An 18,582-nucleotide genomic window follows, 5' to 3' on the forward strand; every position below is an offset into this window, starting at 1 on the left:
GGAGGAAAGCGATATGAAAAAGATTGGTTTTATCGGTTTAGGTAACATGGGCCTTCCAATGTCAAAAAATCTAGTTAAATCAGGTTACACAGTATATGGCGTGGACTTAAATAAAGAGGCGGAAGCGTCCTTTGAAAAAGAAGGCGGAATTATCGGTCTATCAATCTCAAAACTAGCAGAAACATGTGATGTAGTTTTTACAAGTTTACCTTCACCTCGCGCTGTTGAAGCGGTATATTTTGGAGCAGAAGGATTATTTGAAAATGGTCACTCGAATGTAGTTTTCATTGATACAAGTACGGTATCGCCGCAGTTAAACAAACAGTTAGAGGAAGCTGCAAAGGAAAAGAAAGTAGACTTTTTAGCAGCACCTGTGAGCGGTGGTGTAATAGGAGCCGAAAACCGTACATTAACGTTTATGGTTGGTGGATCAAAAGACGTATATGAGAAAACGGAATCTATCATGGGCGTACTAGGCGCGAACATTTTCCACGTTAGTGAGCAGATTGATAGTGGTACAACTGTTAAGTTAATTAATAACTTATTAATTGGTTTTTATACAGCTGGTGTGAGTGAAGCTTTAACATTAGCGAAAAAGAATAATATGGATTTAGATAAAATGTTTGATATTTTAAATGTAAGTTACGGTCAAAGTAGAATTTATGAACGTAATTATAAAAGTTTTATAGCACCTGAAAACTACGAGCCAGGATTTACTGTGAACTTATTGAAGAAAGATTTAGGATTTGCAGTTGACTTAGCTAAGGAAAGCGAACTCCATTTACCGGTAAGCGAAATGTTATTAAACGTATATGACGAAGCGAGTCAAGCTGGATATGGTGAAAACGATATGGCTGCTTTATATAAGAAAGTTAGCGAGCAATTAATTTCTAATCAAAAATAAATTATACAAAGGAGAGAATACAATGATTACAACTGAAATTAAACGAGTAAAAAATCACATTAACGGTGAGTGGGTTGAATCGACAGGTACGGAAGTAGAAGCAGTTCCAAATCCAGCGACTGGAAAAATTATCGCTTACGTTCCACTATCTCCAAAAGAAGATGTTGAAAAAGCTGTTGAAGCGGCAAAAGCAGCATTCGAAACATGGTCTAAAGTACCAGTTCCAAATCGTTCAAGAAATTTATATAAATATTTACAGCTATTACAAGAAAACAAAGATGAGCTTGCAAAAATCATTACGCTAGAAAATGGTAAGACGCTAACGGATGCAACAGGTGAAGTACAGCGTGGTATTGAAGCGGTAGAACTTGCAACATCTACGCCAAATTTAATGATGGGTCAAGCACTTCCGAATATCGCTAGCGGAATTGATGGATCGATTTGGCGCTACCCAATCGGAGTTGTTGCTGGTATTACACCGTTTAACTTCCCGATGATGATTCCGTTATGGATGTTCCCACTTGCAATTGCTTGCGGTAATACATTCGTATTAAAAACATCTGAAAGAACGCCACTTTTAGCGGAGCGACTTGTAGAATTATTCTATGAAGCAGGTTTCCCAAAAGGCGTATTAAATTTAGTGCAAGGCGGAAAAGATGTTGTAAATAGCATTTTAGAAAATAAAGATATTCAGGCTGTTTCGTTCGTTGGCTCTGAGCCGGTAGCTCGTTACGTATATGAAACAGGTACGAAACACGGAAAACGTGTACAAGCATTAGCAGGTGCGAAAAACCATGCGATTGTAATGCCAGATTGCAATCTTGAGAAAACAGTACAAGGTGTAATTGGATCTGCATTTGCAAGTAGTGGAGAGCGCTGCATGGCATGCTCAGTAGTAGCAGTAGTGGATGAAATTGCTGATGAATTTATTGATGTATTAGTAGCAGAAACGAAAAAATTAAAAGTAGGCGATGGCTTTAACGAAGATAACTATGTTGGACCATTAATCCGTGAATCTCATAAAGAGCGCGTTTTAGGCTATATTAATAGCGGTGTAGCAGATGGGGCAACTTTATTAGTAGATGGCCGTAAAATTAATGAAGAAGTTGGAGAAGGTTACTTTGTAGGTGCGACAATCTTTGATGGCGTGAATCAAGAAATGAAAATTTGGCAAGATGAAATTTTTGCTCCAGTATTAAGTATTGTACGTGTTAAAGATTTAGAAGAAGGTATTAAACTAACAAATCAATCTAAATTTGCAAATGGTGCGGTTATTTATACGTCAAATGGTAAACATGCACAAACATTCCGTGATAATATCGATGCTGGTATGATTGGTGTAAACGTAAACGTTCCAGCACCAATGGCATTCTTCGCATTTGCAGGAAATAAAGCTTCATTCTTTGGTGATTTAGGTACAAATGGTACAGATGGCGTTCAATTCTATACACGTAAAAAAGTTGTAACTGAGCGCTGGTTTTAATATAGAGTAAACAACCAAATCAGTTATTAGATGAAAACCACCACTATTAATAGTGGTGGTTTTCGTCTTGTTAATTATTTTTTTCAAAAGCTAGTTTAATACCAAATCCAATTAGGACGACTCCTGTTAGCCCTTGAATATAACGTTGCGTCTTCGGTTTTTTCATAAAAGCACTAATTTTATCAATTAAAAATATATAAAATGCAAACCAAATGACTGTTAAAACGAGGTAAGTAAGGCCCATTACAAGAAGTTGAATAAATGTATTATGATTTGGATTTAAAAATTGTGGTAAAAAAGTTAAAAAGAAGACTGCTACTTTAGGATTTAATAAATTTGTAAGAAATCCTTGGCGAAAGCAAGAAGTATGTTCGTTTTCATTATTCAAAGATAGATCATTTGTATCTAAGTTTTCTTTGTTTCTTACTGCTAAAAGGGCTTTAATACCGATATATATTAAATAGAGAGCCCCAACGTACTTGAAAATAGAAAATAAAAGAGCTGACTTTACAATAAGTGCAGAAAGACCAATTACAGCAGCTAAAGTATGAATTAATAGTGCAATACATGTACCAAACACTGTTTTCACTCCACCGACTTTACCAGCAACCAATGTATTTTTCGTAGCCATTGCTGTATCTGGACCAGGTAAAATGATAAGGCAAATAGACATAATGATGAAAAGAAGATAATTTTCTATCATAGCCGCCCCTCCTTTTTATTTTTAGAATATTTGATTAAAATCAGTGTAGCACAAAAATGGATTTAATAAAATTAAATTTTATTAAAAATAATTAAATAAAAAGGCTATATAGTAGCTGTAATTACACTACTATATAGCCTCGATTTTATACCGCTATTTGCGGGTAGTAAGATTTTCACCGCACAAGATTTAGCTGAAGCAAAGAAGTTAGGTGGGGGATGAACAAAATATCCCCTCATGACAATTTCATTTTATGCATTAAGTAAGTTAAAGAAACGATTCACATCTTCTTCTGAAACGTCACTTAACTGTTTATATTTATAATTCGGATTTTGATCTTTATCAACGACAACGGAGCGTACTCCTTCGAAGAAATCTTCATGTCTCATGAAGTTTTTAGCAAGTATAAGGTCCGTAGCGAAACATTCTTCAACGGATTTATCTTGTCCATCAATAAACTGTTTTAATGTTACTTTTAGTGAAATAGGGGATTTTGATAACAGTGTTTCTTTCGTTTTTAGAGCAAAGGAACTTTCATCTTTCTCCAATGAATGGATGATTTCTTCAATTGTATCGAAAGCAAAATGTGAATTGATTACTTCTAATGAAGGAGCGAGCTCGCTTTCTAAGTTTGGAGCAGTTGCAAATGTACGAATAACTTCTTTTAAATTAGTATGTACATCATCTTCTTTATGCCAATTTACACTTTCAAGTTCAGTAAGAAACTCTGGTAATGAATCAGATGTCATAAAGTAATCTGCAGCATTAATAAATAATACGTCAGAAGCTTTTAAAATAGATGCTGTTAAAGCAACGAATCGTCCTGTATATCCAGGCGCTTTATTTAAGAAATATGCAGCTCCGACGTCTGGGAAGAAGCCGATATTCATCTCTGGCATTGCCCATTTCGTACGCTCAGTTACAATGCGATACTTCGCACCATTTGTAAGACCGACACCACCGCCCATTACAATTCCATCTAAACAAGCAATAATCGGTTTTGTATATTGATAAATATATGTATCAATTTCATACTCTTCTTCAAAAAAACGTTCTGCATGTTGCAATGCCACTTCATTGGAACGCGCTTCATAAAGAGTTTTAATGTCGCCACCTGCACAAAAACCTTTTGTGCCAGCTCCTTTTAACACGATAAGTGCAATACGCTCATCGTGTTCCCACTCTTTAAGTTTTTGTCCGATAGGTTGTAACATGTCATAAGATAAAGAATTAAGTGCTTTTGGACGGTTTAAAGTAATTGTCGCAACGCCGTTTTCACTAACAGAAAATAAAACTTGTTCAGTCATAATGCATCCTCCCTTACATATCTTCTTATTCTTAATTCTTGATATGTACTGAAATGTCCTTTATAAATTTTGTCAAAAGTTGACGGTAAATATTAATTTGGTCACTGCATATTTTGACGAGTTATCTTTGCAGGATTTCAGAGACTGAGGGGGAATATTACAACATTACTGTAAGTGTAATTATTTGAAGTTATAATGATAAAAGCGCTATTATATAGGTGTGAAATGTTCATTATCAATTCTAAAAGTGTGTTTGAAGAAAAAATAAATCGTACAATTGTAATAAAAAATTTTACATTGAATTAGAAATAGAGAAAGGAGAAATCGGAATGCCAGGACCTTTACTATTGTCGGTTATTATTTTGTCTTTTTTAATGATAGGAATAACGCAGTATTTTCATCATACAGATACGACAGAAGAAGTGAAGGATAAAGTACGTCTCGTATTTCCGATTTTTATAATATCTATTTCATTCTGTATTTTATTAAATAAAGATGGCTACATTGTCGCAGTGTTCTCATTTTTCGTCGCAATCGTCTTAATTACCGTTTTATATTATGTAATGAAAGACTTTATACAAAAATAAAGATGTCACAATAGGCATTTTTATTTTGGGGGAAATGTAAAATTTCACATACCGTATTTTATATAAAATACATAAAGCATATAACAATAGAAAAGTGTGTACTTTGCTGTGTATGTACTTGTCAATCTTGCATAGCCACTATACTATTAAAATGTAGAGATTATAAAAAGGGGTTGTATCTATCATGAAATTTGAGATGCACACAAAAATTATTTCAAATGAAAAAGAAGTAAGATTACATATTGAAGAAAATATATTTCAATTAATATTGGATGGTTACCACTTATTTACAATTAAAGAAATATTGCCTTTATATAAATCAAATGAAGAAAGAATTGGAAGTGCAACGATATTGAAACTAGAGTGGGAGAACGGAAAAACTACAATAAACTATCAACTCGTTTCACTAAAATCAGTAAATTAAAAGGAGTAGAAAAATATGAAGTTATTTCATACAGCGGATTGGCATTTAGGAAAGCTTGTTCATGGCGTGTATATGACTGAAGACCAAAAGATTGTATTAGATCAGTTTGTACAGGCTGTTGAAGAAGAAAAACCAGATGCTGTAATTATTGCAGGGGATTTATATGACCGAGCAATTCCACCTACAGAAGCAGTAGACTTATTAAATGATGTGCTGCAAAAAATAGTTATTGATTTACAAACACCAGTTATTGCAGTAGCTGGTAATCATGATAGTCCGGATCGTATCCATTTTGGAAGTAGTTTAATGAAAAAACAAGGATTACATATTGCAGGTCAATTTCAATTCCCGTACGAACCTGTTGTACTAAATGATGAATATGGAGAGGTTCACTTCCATCTAATACCGTATGCAGACCCAAGTATAGTTAGACACGTGTTGAAAAATGAAGACGTACGTTCTCATGATGATGCGATGCGCATTTTTATGAATGAGCTCTCTGAAACGATGGATAAAGAAGCTAGACATGTATTTGTTGGACATGCATTTGTAACTTCTTCAGGAGAAGCGGAGGAGAATACAAGTGATGCAGAACGACCACTTTCAATTGGTGGTGCTGAATATGTAAATAGTCATTATTTTGATAAGTTTCATTACACAGCGCTTGGACATTTACATCAAGCGCATTTCGTACGTAATGAGACCATTAGATATTCAGGTTCACCACTTGCCTATTCAATTTCTGAAGAGAAACATAAAAAAGGTTATTACATTGTAGAACTGAATGAAACTGGTGAAGTAGCAATTGAAAAAAGGTTACTTTCACCACGTCGTAAAATGCGAACAGTAGAAGCGAAAATAGATGAATTATTACAGCACCCAGTAAGTGAAGATTACGTATTTGTAAGATTATTAGACGAAAACCCTGTCTTACAGCCAATGGAGAAAATACGATCTGTATATCCAAATGCAATGCACGTTGAAAGAGCGATGCAAAGGCGAGAACTCACAGATACAAATGAAGTAACGGTTTCAAGACATAAAACGGATGATTTATCTCTTTTAAAGGCTTTCTATAAAGAAATGAAAGGGTTAGATTTATCAGAAGAGAAAGAACGCCTATTTATAGATGTATTACAAACAGTGCAAGAACGGGAAGGTGAACGAGGATGAGACCGATTCAGCTTATTATGACAGCATTCGGGCCATATAAACAGAAAGAAGTAATCGATTTTGAAGATCTTGGAGAACATCGTATTTTCGCTATTTCTGGGAATACGGGAGCTGGAAAAACAACGATTTTTGATGCGATTTGTTATGTGTTATATGGTGAGGCTAGTGGAGAAGAACGTAGTGATACGAGCATGCTTCGAAGTCAATTTGCTGATGATAATGTTTATACAAGTGTTGAATTAACCTTTCAGTTAAAAGGGAAACGCTATGAAATAAAACGACAACTTGGACATAAAAAACAAGGGAATAAGACCATTACAGGACATGCAGTAGAATTATATGAAGTTATTGATGGAGAAAACGTTCCAGCCGTCGATCGTTTTCATGTAACAGACGTAAACAAAAAAGTGGAAGATTTAATTGGGTTAAGTAAACATCAATTTAGCCAAATTGTTATGTTACCCCAAGGGGAATTCCGAAAACTATTAACATCTGAGACGGAAAACAAAGAAGAGATTTTACGTCGTATTTTTAAAACGGATCGTTATAAATTAATGCGTGAGTTACTTGATCAAAAGAGAAAACAATGGAAAGATGTCTTGCAAGAAAAACAAAAAGAGAGAGAGCTCTATTTCCGTAATGTTTTTAAATTACCAATCCGTGATGGAGCATTATTAGAGACATTAGTGGCACAAGAACATGTAAATACGCATCAAGTAGTAGAAGCGTTAGAACAAGAAACAACCGTGTATAAGGCAGAGGTTGAGCAATTACAAGTAGAACAAGATGTTCAAACGAAGCAATTAAAGGATGCAGAAACACGTTTTCATGCAGCAAAATCTGTAAATGAGAAATTTATAGATTTACAACAAAAGAATGAGAAATATAACACTTTACAAGAGAACCGTGCAGCAATTGAAAGGAAAGAAAAATCCTTTAAACGTGCGGAACAAGCAAAGCGCTTATTACCATTTGAACAATGGTATGAAGAAGCGATGGAAAATGAGCAGAAAGCTGAAAGTTTGTTAAAACAGATAAGCGTCAAACAAGAACAGATAATGAATAGCTTTGAACTTGCTCAGGAGAAGTATGAAGTAGTAAAGAATAAAGAAGCTGAGCGAGAAGAGGCTAAAAAACTTGTTCAAAGATTAGAAGAGTTACAAGCGATTATTGAATCATTAGCTGAGAGAAAGCTGAATTTACAAAATACCGAAATCCAAATAGGGAAATTAAAAGAAAGTATGCAAAAGTTAGATCAACAACTAGAAGAGCATACAAACAAAAAGCAGAGAATGTCTGATGAATTGCAGCAATTAGAACAAGCACTTGAGCAATATGTAGCTAAAGTAGAAGAACTAACGAATATGCGAGAAGATGCAAAAGTTTTAAAGCAAGCATATGATGTTTGGCAAGAAAAACAAAAATTCGAGCAAGAAAAAGAAGCGGCAAATAATAAAATGCAAGTGGCAGTTCGTGCATATGAAAACATGGAGCGCCGCTGGTTAAGTGAACAAGCTGGTATATTAGCTCTTCATTTACATGACGGTGAATCTTGTCCGGTATGTGGTAGTACGAATCATCCGCAAAAAGCTACAGAGCAAAGTAATGCGATCGATGAAAAAGAGTTAAACGATTTAAGAGATAAGAAGAACATTGCTGAAAAATTACATGTGCAAGTAGAGGAGAAATGGAATTTCTATCGACTACAATATGAACAAGTGATAGAAGAAGTTGTGAAGCGCGGCTACAACTCGGAAAAATTAGCTGAAACATATAGTGCACTTGTTCAAAAAGGAAAACAATTAGCTGCAGACGTTAATACGTTAAAAGCAAGTGAAGAAACACGTAAGCAGATTGCTGCGAACATGAAAAGCGTAGAAGAAAAAATAGAAGAACTTCAGAAACAAAAACGAGAAGTGGAAACAATGCAGCACCGTACAGAAATGGAGTGTATGCAACTTCGTACGTCATATGAACATGATAAACGAAATATTCCAGAAAACTTACAAACAGTACAAGCCTGGAAAGCACAGTTTGACCAAGCTATGCAGGAACTTAGGTTAATGGAGGACGAATGGAAGAAAGTGCAGGAAGCGTATCAGCATTGGCAAAATGAAAATATACGTATTCAAGCAGAACAAAAAGGTGCTTCTAATCAATTTGAAAGTGCAAAATTAAAGAAAGAAGAGACTTTCGCACGCTTTATGAAAGAGCTAGAACAAAGCGGGTTTACAGACGAATTCACGTATAAAGAAGCCAAATTAAGCGATCACGAGATGGAAATGTTACAAAAAGAAATTCAAGGTTATTATTCATCGCTTGAAGTGCTTGCAAAACAAATTGAAGAGTTACAAGCTGAATTAAAAGATAAAGAGTATATGGATATTACAGCGTTAGGTGAACACATAACAGAATTACAAATTAATCTCGATATCATTAAAGAAAAACGTCAACGTGCGCAAAATGCGGTAACATATATTTCTGATTTACATGAAAACATTAGACGTATTGATGAGCAAATTCATGAGGAAGAAAAAGCCTTCCAAGAACTTGTTGACTTATATGAAGTAATGAAAGGTGATAACGAGAGCCGTATATCATTTGAACGTTACATCTTAATTGAGTATTTAGAACAAATTGTTCAAATTGCAAACGAACGATTACGTAAATTATCAAACGGACAATTTTATTTAAAACGAAGTGAACGAGTTGAAAAGAGAAATCGTCAAAGTGGATTAGGCTTAGATGTGTACGATGCATACACTGGCCAAACGCGCGATGTAAAAACATTATCCGGCGGAGAGAAATTTAATGCATCACTTTGCCTAGCGCTAGGAATGGCAGATGTCATTCAAGCATATGAAGGTGGTATTTCCATCGAAACGATGTTCATCGATGAAGGGTTCGGTTCATTAGATGAAGAATCATTAACGAAAGCAGTAGACGCCTTAATTGACTTACAAAAATCAGGTCGATTTATCGGTGTCATTTCACACGTACAAGAGCTGAAAAACGCAATGCCGGCTGTATTAGAAGTAACGAAGCAGAAGGATGGGTGTAGTCAGACGCGGTTTGTGGTGAAGTAAGCTTAAAAAATGGAGTAGGGAATCTACCGATACTTTTAGTGTCATATGTATGAATAATAAAACGTCGTCTCTTCATATTGGAGGCGACGTTTTATTTTATAAAATATCTATGAATTATCTGTAGAAGGCGGCGTATTCTCCAAACGATTATAAGCTTTAAAAGCTGAAATTGCTGAGATAACCCCGCCTACTAAAAATAAAGTCGATCCTCCAACTAAGATGATACGACTGACATATGTTTCCCGTGCTTCTTCGACTTCTTCTTGTAACGCTGTAGGCATATGAATCCTCCCTTTATAAAAGTTGTTTTATAAATAGTATATACAAACGCCTAAAATGTGTTAAAATAACTGATGATTTTATGCAGTGGGTAATTAGATGAGTAGGATGCGAGTGGCTAAGTAAATCTTCATCACAAATTTATGTGAACTTCACATAGAGCACATATTAACATTGTATTATGTATATGTACCAAATAAATAAATAAAGTAAATGTAAGTTCTGTTTTCAAAAATTTAAAATCCTTTTATTTCTATATGAAAGTTTTAATCAAGGGTTTTAAAAAATTTGGAAATAGATCTTATGAATATGGAATTCATATAAAAGGGGAATGTCTTATGACAACATATACGAGTGAAATGAGAAAAACTTTAGTTTCAGAAGAAGATGTAGATATTTTAAAAATTATGGCGCATCCAATCAGACTGCAAATTGTAAATGAATTAAGTACGAGAAAAACTTGTAATGTAACACAATTAACAGAGTTACTGAATATTCCGCAATCTACTGTTTCACAACATTTATCAAAAATGAAGGGTAAAGTGTTACGAGCAGAGAGAAGAGGTTTAGAAATTTATTATCATATTAACAATTTAAAAGCGAGTAAGATTGTTAATGTTTTAGGGTATATAAACTAGTGAAATATTTTTATATAAAATAGCCCCTGCTGTTGAGCAGGGGCTATTTTGTGTTGTTTTATGTATTTGTATTTAAAACTTTATAGTTTTTATGATTTACAATTGTTCGATCAAATTCAAAAGTACCACCGCTTACATTTGTAATTTCAACTAAGACCGATTCAGTATAAAGTTTTAATACAGATCCTGTAATCTTTAAATTATTTCGTTGAAAAAGTATAGTATCCCCTACGTTTGCTTTCATAGTACCTCCTCATTAAAGACAGAAATATTTTTTTATTATATATATTAAACCACGGATAGATATATTAGTGAATATTTAGTTTTATTTATTGGGAAAAAATTTGTTCTCTAATAGAAGAGTATAAAGTACTCTTATGTTAAAAGTTATATTTTATTTAAGTTTATCCCGCTATTTGCTGGGCAGTAAGACCCCCACCTCAAAATTCAGTGGAAGCAAAGAAGTTAGGTGGGGGCCCTGCTGCCCATAAAAGCCCGATTGGTGAGGGTTGATTAAAGTTTCACTTTATTATAAGCAAAGTAAATTGTTTTCAGCATTAGCGAAACAATATTTCTATGTAAATACTGCAGAGAAACAAATTATTCAAAAAACAGACACTATGTAGCACAAAACGTAAAGTAGATAAGTAAAGTTTTTTTCAGGAGTATAAGAAAAATATACGTTTATTAATAAGATCTCTAATTGGTAAAATTCCAATTAAAAACATAGAAAAACTTTAATATAAAAAGGTAATCAATTACAAATGGAGAAGTAATATATACGAAAGGAGAGATTTATATGAATAAAGGGAAAAAACAAGTTAGTCAACTTAGTTTTCTGGTGAATTTTATGAACGACAAGGGGAGTCTTGTGAAAATTTAATAGTATTATAGTATCCCCTTGTGAAAAAATGGTTGGGGGAATATATAAATGATAACAGAAATGAATATTAAAGTAGTTTGTGAAGAATCGTTTTCAAAAAGAGAAATAAAAATTTTAGAGACGTTTCTTTCAACTTTATCGGGGCATTCTAATGCTCTCGTTACAAAAGAGGGGATGTTTTTAAACCCATTAAGTAAAGAGAAGAGTGTGATTTATTATCACAACTTTGTATTTGTAAAATCACTTACAGAAGAAATGTGTGCAGAATTAAAAGAAGTTTTAACAAGACGTATTAAAAATGCTTTCATTATGATGGAATTTGTAGAGCCAATTGTTACATTTGAAGAAACAATTATAAACGTATAAAAAAAGTCAGGCTTATGAATTGAGCTAATAAAACCGTCTCTTTAATAAATAGTAAAGAGACGGTTTTATTGTTTCACTTTTTAAAAAAGAGTTCAAAAATAAATGTAAATCGATCTTATACAAAAACTACTTATTAAATAAGTGTTACGTATTTAATAAGTAGTTTTTGTATTTCATCCTTCGTTTTTTGTAACTGATTCTACGTTTTTGACGCTCTGTCTTGTAAGTGCTTACATAAACGAAAACATCTTATACAATGAAGGTGTCAAATCAAAAGAGGTGACCAAAATGAACATAAAAAAAGTAAATTTAGCGAATAGCATTGAAATAGAAAGAGGAGGCGGAAAGGTATGAAAAAATCAACTGTTAATCCATGGTTTGTTGTCCTTGGCACAGTTATAGTACAAATGGGGCTTGGGACGATATATACATGGAGTTTATTCAATCAGCCCTTAGTTAGTAAATACGGTTGGAGTCTTAACGCTGTTGCGATAACTTTCTCAATTACTAGTCTTTCTTTAGCATTTTCAACTTTATTTGCGAGTAAATTGCAAGAAAAATGGGGACTTCGTAAACTTATTATGATAGCTGGATTAGCATTAGGACTAGGATTAATACTTAGCTCACAAGCGTCCTCATTAATATTACTTTATGTACTAGCGGGAGTTGTTGTAGGTTATGCAGATGGTACAGCATATATCACTTCACTATCAAATTTAATAAAGTGGTTTCCAGAGCGTAAAGGTTTAATTGCTGGTATTTCTGTCTCTGCATATGGTTCAGGTAGCTTAATCTTTAAATACGTTAACGCACAGTTGATTGAATCAGTTGGTGTATCGCAAGCATTTATATACTGGGGTTTAATTGTTACAGCTATGATTGTAATTGGTGCTTGTTTAATCCATCAAGCTGCAGATCAAGGAGCAGTTCATGAAACAAAAACTAAGGAATACACAACGAAAGAAATGTTAGGCACAAAACAAGTATACTTATTATTTATCATGTTATTTACATCATGTATGAGTGGCTTATACTTAATTGGTATGGTAAAAGACATTGGTGTTCAACTTGTAGGACTTAGCGCAGCAACAGCAGCTAATGCGGTGGCTATGGTTGCAATCTTCAATACATTAGGTCGTATCATTTTAGGACCGTTATCGGATAAAATTGGGCGTTTAAAAATCGTTACTGGTACTTTTGTTGTTATGGCGAGTTCAGTCTTAGTTCTAAGTTTTGTAGATTTAAATTATGGTATTTACTTCGTATGTGTAGCAAGTGTAGCGTTTTGCTTTGGTGGAAATATCACTATTTTCCCAGCTATTGTTGGTGATTTCTTCGGTATGAAAAACCATAGTAAGAACTACGGAATTGTGTATCAAGGATTTGGATTTGGGGCGCTTGCAGGTTCCTTTATCGGTGCACTTCTAGGTGGATTCAAACCAACGTTCATGGTGATCGGTGTATTATGTGTCGTGTCATTCATTATCGCAATTTTAATTCAAGCACCTAAACAGAAAAAAGAACAAGAAGAAGAGTATCGCAGCGTAGCATAAGTATACAAATCTTCTATAACACTATGATTACGAAAAAGCATCCTATTCTATTAATTAGGATGCTTTTTTATGAGTTATTTTAACAAGGTTAAATTACTTTTGTGATTTTTATAGATGTAAAAGTGAGTGGAATACCCATTTGGAATATAATAAATTGATACATCATATTCGAAATATATATTAAATCTTAAATGATAAAGAAGACATTCATTAGTATTTGTAAGATATATTTTCAGAAAAATATTGAGAAAATATATACTTGAGTTTTTCATAAAGCATTGTAAATGAACGTATCTCTAGTTTATCTTCTTCAATTTTAAAAAGAGGAGTTTGAATTTTATTTATAATATAAGTACATTTAATGCGTTTAGGTATGATTTTATTAAGAAGCATTAAAATACTTTATCTGAAAAATAAAAAAAGATTGACAAGTTTATTGAGAAACATTATCATTTCGGTGTAAGATAGTAAATGAAAAACATTATCAATAAAATGGATTTTAAAGTAATGCGCACTTGACCAATTAGTTTAGTAAGTGTATTATTTTTTACAACATCACTGATAATGAAAATCAATATCATTTATGTTACTTAATGAAATTAATGTTTATGTGAAAGGATAGAGAAAATGAACTTAGGGGAATTTGATGGGCAAACAGTTTTAGTAACAGGTGCAGCACAAGGCATAGGCAGTGTTGTTGCCAAAATGTTTTTAGAAAGAGGAGCCACAGTTATTGCGGTTGATCAAAATGAAGAGGGGTTAAATGTACTCTTAAATCAAAATGAATTAAATAAAACACGTATGAAAACGTTTCGTTTAGATGTGAGTAATAGCGCTGCTGTTGAAGACATGGTAAATCATATTGCAAATGAAATAGCGCCAATAGATATTTTAATAAATGTTGCAGGGGTTTTACGTATGGGACCAATTCATTCGTTAAGTGATGAAGATTGGAATAAAACATTCTCTGTAAATACTACAGGGGTTTTCAATATGTCCCGAGCGGTAAGTAAAAATATGATGTTAAGAAAATCAGGGGCAATTGTTACAGTCGGTTCAAATGCGGCAAATACGCCGAGAATGGAGATGGCTGCGTATGCTGCGTCAAAGGCTGCAACGACGATGTTTATGAAATGTTTAGGACTAGAGCTTGCGGCATACAATATACGCTGCAACTTAGTTTCTCCAGGTTCTACTGAAACTGAGATGCAAAGATTACTATGGGCTGATGAGAATGGAGCTAAAAATATAATTGCTGGTTCTCAAAATACATATAGACTCGGAATTCCATTACAAAAAATTGCACAACCTTCAGAAGTTGCTGAAGCCGTGTTATTTTTAGCCTCAGATAGAGCAAGTCATATTACAATGCACAATTTATGTGTCGATGGCGGTGCTACGTTAGGAGTTTAATCAAAATTCAGGAGGTTATTATATTATGAATGAACATATAGCTGTAAAGGAATTGTCAGAAAAACTTTTAGAAGATTATAAGACTGAATCTTCATTCTTTTTTGCTTCACCAACTCGAACGATATTAGCAGAAGGAGAGTTTACTACAGTAAAACATCGTGAAATTGAAATTTTCCCAGAGCTTGTTCAAGCGACATTAAGTAATGCGAAACAAGCTGGAAATCCAAATCCTATCGTTGTGGGTGCTTTGCCATTCGATCGTAGAAAAGAAGTCCAACTTATCGTACCAGAATATAGTAGGATTTCTGAGCGTTTACAATTGGATACAACAAATCAGCTTGAAACAAATGAGAACGTAACATTTGAAATGACGCCAATGCCAGACCCTGAAGTTTATATGAATGGTGTGAAGCAAGGAATTAAAAAAATACAGGACGGTGATTTAAAGAAAATCGTTCTATCTAGATCGTTAGATGTTAAATCTTCGGAAAAGATTGATAAGCAAAAACTTCTGCGAGAATTAGCAGAGCATAATAAGCATGGTTATACATTTGCTGTGAATTTACCGAAAGATGAAAAAGAGAACAGTAAGACACTAATTGGAGCAAGTCCTGAATTACTTGTTTCACGTAATGGTATGCAAGTTATTTCTAACCCGTTAGCTGGTTCAAGGCCACGTAGTGAGGACCCAGTAGAAGATAAAAGAAGAGCAGAGGAATTACTTTCTTCTCCAAAAGATTTACATGAACATGCGGTAGTAGTGGAAGCGGTTGCCGCTGCACTTCGTCCGTATTGTCATACATTACATGTTCCAGAAAAGCCATCAGTTATTCATAGTGAAGCGATGTGGCATTTGTCTACAGAAGTGAAAGGTGAACTGAAGGATCCAAATACTTCTTCTTTACAATTAGCAATTGCCCTTCATCCTACGCCAGCAGTTTGCGGAACTCCGATGGAAAAAGCAAGAGAGGCTATACAGCATATTGAGCCATTTGACCGCGAGTTCTTTACAGGAATGCTAGGATGGAGCGATTTAAATGGAGATGGAGAATGGATTGTTACAATTCGTTGTGCTGAAGTACAAGAAAATACACTGCGTTTATATGCAGGAGCTGGAGTTGTTGCTGAGTCAAAACCAGAAGATGAGTTAGCAGAAACATCAGCTAAGTTCCAAACAATGCTAAAAGCTTTAGGGTTAAGAGATAGTTCACTTAATGAAAAATAGGGGGAAGAAAGAATGCTAGTAGGTTATACAGAATGGCCCAAAGAATTTGCCGATCGTTACCGAGAAGAAGGATGTTGGCTTGGTGAAACATTTGGAGGAGTGTTAAGAGAGCGGGCTGAGAAATATGGAGATCAAATCGCGGTTGTAAGTGGTAAGAAGCATATAACATATAGTGAACTTAATAAAAAGGTAGATCGTTTAGCAGCAGGTTTACTGAATTTAGGAATAAAGAAAGAGGACAGAGTTGTAATCCAGTTACCTAACATTATCGAGTTTTTCGAAATATGTTTTGCACTATTTCGAATTGGAGCGCTTCCTGTCTTTGCACTGCCGTCACATCGAAGCAGTGAAATTAGTTATTTTTGTGATTTTGGCGAGGCGAGCGCTTACGTTATTTCAGATAAGGCTCTCGGTTTTGATTATCGAAAACTAGCAAGAGAAGTGAAAGAGAAAGTGCCAAATTTACAACATGTAATTGTAGTGGGAGAAGAAGAAGAGTTTGTGAACATAAATGATCTGTATATGGATCCCGTCTCATTACCAGAAGTTCAGCCAAGTGATGTTGCGTTTCTCCAATTATCAGGAGGCACAACAGGTCTTTCTAAATTAATTCCTAGAACACATGATGACTATATTTATAGTTTACGTGTTAGCGCTAAAATTTGTAATTTGAATGCAGAAAGCGTCTATATGGCAGTTCTTCCAGTAGCACACAATTACCCAATGAGTTCTCCAGGGACATTTGGAACTTTCTATGCGGGTGGAAAAGTGGTATTGGCAACTGGTGGTAGTCCAGATGAGGCATTTGCTCTTATCGAAAAAGAAAAAGTTACAATTACAGCGCTCGTTCCGCCATTAGCAATGATTTGGCTTGATGCTGCATCTTCTCGTAATACCGATTTATCGAGCCTAGAGGTTATTCAAGTAGGTGGTGCTAAGTTTAGTGCTGAGGTAGCAAGACGTATACGCCCTACATTTGGATGTACGTTACAGCAAGTATTCGGTATGGCGGAAGGATTAGTGAACTATACAAGATTAGACGATCCGGAAGAAATTATTATTCATACACAAGGTAGACCAATGTCTGCACTCGATGAAGTACGAGTTGTTGATGAAAATGACAACGATGTACAACCGGGCGAAGTAGGTAGTTTATTAACACGAGGTCCATATACAATTCGTGGTTACTATAAAGCCGAAGAGCATAATGCACGATCATTTACAAAGGATGGATTTTATCGCACAGGTGATCTTGTAAAAGTAAATGAACAAGGATACATCATTGTAGAAGGAAGAGATAAAGATCAAATTAACCGTGGTGGTGAGAAAGTTGCTGCAGAAGAAGTTGAAAATCATCTATTAGCACACGATGCGGTCCATGACGTAGCAATTGTATCTATGCCTGACGATTATTTAGGTGAACGCACCTGTGCTTTTGTTATAGCTCGCGGACAAGTTCCGGCAGTAAGTGAATTAAAAATGTTTTTAAGAGAACGTGGTATAGCGGCTTATAAAATTCCAGATCGAATTGAATTTATTGAATCATTTCCGCAAACAGGAGTCGGAAAAGTCAGCAAAAAAGAACTACGTAAAGTCATTGCTGAAAAACTTATTACAGTAAAACAATAATAAAAACCGGAAGGAAGTGATTAGATGGCTATTCCATCTATTTCAGTATATAAAATGCCAATTGAATCAGAACTACCGAAAAATAAAGTGAATTGGACACCAGATCCGAAACGTGCAGTACTTTTAATTCATGACATGCAAGAATATTTTCTTGATGCATATAGCGATAAAGAATCACCAAAAGTAGAACTTGTTTCAAATATTAAAATGATAAGAGAAAAATGTAAGGAACTTGGTATACCAGTTGTTTATACAGCACAACCTGGTGGGCAAACGTTAGAACAACGAGGTTTATTACAAGACTTTTGGGGTGACGGTATACCTGCTGGACCAGATAAAAAGAAAATTGTTGATGAACTTACTCCTGATGAAGATGATATATTCCTAACAAAATGGAGATATAGTGCATTTAAAAAGACAAATCTATTAGAAATTTTAAATGAACAAGGAAGAGATCAACTCATTATTTGCGGTATTTATGCGCATATTGGCTGTCTTTTAACAGCTTGTGAAGCATTTATGGATGGTATAGAGCCGTTCTTTGTAGCAGATGCAGTTGCTGATTTTTCACTAGAGCATCATAAACAAGCATTGGAGTATGCATCTAATAGATGTGCAGTAACGACATCAACAAACCTACTGTTAAAAGATTTACAAAGTGTAAAAGGTGATGAGGGTGAAGGAATCACTATACAGGAAGTGCATGAACTAGTTGCACAACTACTTCGTGAGCCAGTAGAGAGTATTGATATTGATGAGGACTTATTAAATAGAGGGCTTGATTCGGTCAGAATTATGAGTTTAGTAGAGAAGTGGCGTCGTGAAGGGAAAGAAATCACTTTTGCAGATTTAGCAGAACGTCCAACTGTTGCAGGTTGGTACAGTTTACTATCTTCACAAACAGCAAAGGTGCTGTAACAAATAGACTA

Annotated in this window: 17 protein-coding genes; 13 read left to right on the forward strand and 4 right to left on the reverse strand. The window is 34.6% G+C overall.

Annotation, left to right across the window (positions count from 1 at the left end; genetic code table 11):
* The first annotated feature begins 13 nt into the window (after positions 1-13).
* A complete protein-coding gene (locus C3Y97_RS11185; RefSeq protein ID WP_000719409.1) occupies positions 14-904 on the forward strand; it encodes an NAD(P)-dependent oxidoreductase in 891 nt (296 codons plus the stop codon).
* A gap of 22 nt (positions 905-926) precedes the next feature.
* The gene (locus tag C3Y97_RS11190; RefSeq protein WP_000633344.1) at positions 927-2,387 is read left to right on the forward strand and encodes a CoA-acylating methylmalonate-semialdehyde dehydrogenase; all 1,461 of its coding nucleotides are present in this window, start codon (positions 927-929) and stop codon (positions 2,385-2,387) included.
* Between the two features lie 70 nt (positions 2,388-2,457).
* Here C3Y97_RS11190 and C3Y97_RS11195 read toward each other — a convergent pair whose 3' ends face one another.
* Positions 2,458-3,090, reverse strand: a complete 633-nt coding sequence (locus C3Y97_RS11195; protein WP_000572360.1) for a LysE family translocator — start codon at positions 3,088-3,090, stop codon at positions 2,458-2,460.
* Between the two features lie 251 nt (positions 3,091-3,341).
* Positions 3,342-4,397, reverse strand: coding sequence for an enoyl-CoA hydratase/isomerase family protein (locus C3Y97_RS11200; protein ID WP_000139777.1), 1,056 nt, complete (start codon positions 4,395-4,397; stop codon positions 3,342-3,344).
* A gap of 329 nt (positions 4,398-4,726) precedes the next feature.
* Here C3Y97_RS11200 and C3Y97_RS11205 point away from each other — a divergent pair, with 329 nt between their 5' ends.
* The 4 genes from C3Y97_RS11205 (at position 4,727) to C3Y97_RS11220 (ending at position 9,667) form a co-directional block, all read left to right on the forward strand.
* Entirely contained in the window at positions 4,727-4,984 is a 258-nt protein-coding gene (locus C3Y97_RS11205; protein ID WP_001119404.1) for a hypothetical protein, read from the forward strand.
* A 184-nt stretch (positions 4,985-5,168) separates the two neighbouring features.
* Positions 5,169-5,408 (forward strand): DUF2584 family protein, encoded by a 240-nt coding sequence (locus tag C3Y97_RS11210; protein ID WP_000667342.1) that lies wholly within the window; start codon positions 5,169-5,171, stop codon positions 5,406-5,408.
* Between the two features lie 15 nt (positions 5,409-5,423).
* Positions 5,424-6,581: an exonuclease SbcCD subunit D gene (locus C3Y97_RS11215; protein WP_000765152.1), complete on the forward strand. Its 1,158-nt coding sequence runs from the start codon at positions 5,424-5,426 to the stop codon at positions 6,579-6,581.
* Positions 6,578-9,667: an AAA family ATPase gene (locus tag C3Y97_RS11220; protein ID WP_001247465.1), complete on the forward strand. Its 3,090-nt coding sequence runs from the start codon at positions 6,578-6,580 to the stop codon at positions 9,665-9,667. Before C3Y97_RS11215 ends, C3Y97_RS11220 begins: the two co-directional genes overlap by 4 nt.
* A gap of 107 nt (positions 9,668-9,774) precedes the next feature.
* On the opposite strand, the gene C3Y97_RS27820 is transcribed toward C3Y97_RS11220, so the two are convergent.
* Positions 9,775-9,948: a hypothetical protein gene (locus tag C3Y97_RS27820; RefSeq protein WP_001141668.1), complete on the reverse strand. Its 174-nt coding sequence runs from the start codon at positions 9,946-9,948 to the stop codon at positions 9,775-9,777.
* A gap of 336 nt (positions 9,949-10,284) precedes the next feature.
* Between C3Y97_RS27820 and C3Y97_RS11225 the strand changes: the two genes are divergently transcribed.
* The gene (locus C3Y97_RS11225) at positions 10,285-10,584 is read left to right on the forward strand and encodes an ArsR/SmtB family transcription factor (RefSeq protein WP_000214801.1); all 300 of its coding nucleotides are present in this window, start codon (positions 10,285-10,287) and stop codon (positions 10,582-10,584) included.
* Between the two features lie 58 nt (positions 10,585-10,642).
* Here the strand turns inward: C3Y97_RS11225 and C3Y97_RS11230 are convergent, their stop codons facing one another.
* Positions 10,643-10,828: a YkvS family protein gene (locus C3Y97_RS11230; protein ID WP_000646793.1), complete on the reverse strand. Its 186-nt coding sequence runs from the start codon at positions 10,826-10,828 to the stop codon at positions 10,643-10,645.
* Positions 10,829-11,515: 687 nt separating this feature from the next.
* Here C3Y97_RS11230 and C3Y97_RS11235 point away from each other — a divergent pair.
* The 6 genes from C3Y97_RS11235 (at position 11,516) to C3Y97_RS11265 (ending at position 18,571) form a co-directional block, all read left to right on the forward strand.
* A complete protein-coding gene (locus C3Y97_RS11235) occupies positions 11,516-11,833 on the forward strand; it encodes a hypothetical protein (protein ID WP_000627302.1) in 318 nt (105 codons plus the stop codon).
* 350 nt (positions 11,834-12,183) lie between these two features.
* On the forward strand, positions 12,184-13,386 hold the full coding sequence (locus tag C3Y97_RS11240) for an L-lactate MFS transporter (RefSeq protein WP_000750111.1): 1,203 nt from the start codon (positions 12,184-12,186) through the stop codon (positions 13,384-13,386).
* Positions 13,387-14,013: 627 nt separating this feature from the next.
* Complete coding sequence (gene dhbA / locus C3Y97_RS11250; protein ID WP_001048437.1) at positions 14,014-14,799, forward strand: 2,3-dihydro-2,3-dihydroxybenzoate dehydrogenase; 786 nt, start codon at positions 14,014-14,016, stop codon at positions 14,797-14,799.
* A 25-nt stretch (positions 14,800-14,824) separates the two neighbouring features.
* Positions 14,825-16,024, forward strand: a complete 1,200-nt coding sequence (dhbC, locus tag C3Y97_RS11255) for an isochorismate synthase DhbC (RefSeq protein WP_136363366.1) — start codon at positions 14,825-14,827, stop codon at positions 16,022-16,024.
* A gap of 12 nt (positions 16,025-16,036) precedes the next feature.
* Positions 16,037-17,653, forward strand: a complete 1,617-nt coding sequence (locus C3Y97_RS11260) for a (2,3-dihydroxybenzoyl)adenylate synthase (RefSeq protein WP_000960125.1) — start codon at positions 16,037-16,039, stop codon at positions 17,651-17,653.
* A gap of 24 nt (positions 17,654-17,677) precedes the next feature.
* Entirely contained in the window at positions 17,678-18,571 is an 894-nt protein-coding gene (locus C3Y97_RS11265; protein WP_136363368.1) for an isochorismatase family protein, read from the forward strand.
* Positions 18,572-18,582 lie beyond the last annotated feature (11 nt).

This window comes from Bacillus sp. DU-106 (genome assembly GCF_004799705.1).
In the GTDB taxonomy this organism is placed as follows: Bacteria; Bacillota; Bacilli; order Bacillales; family Bacillaceae_G; genus Bacillus_A; species Bacillus_A cereus.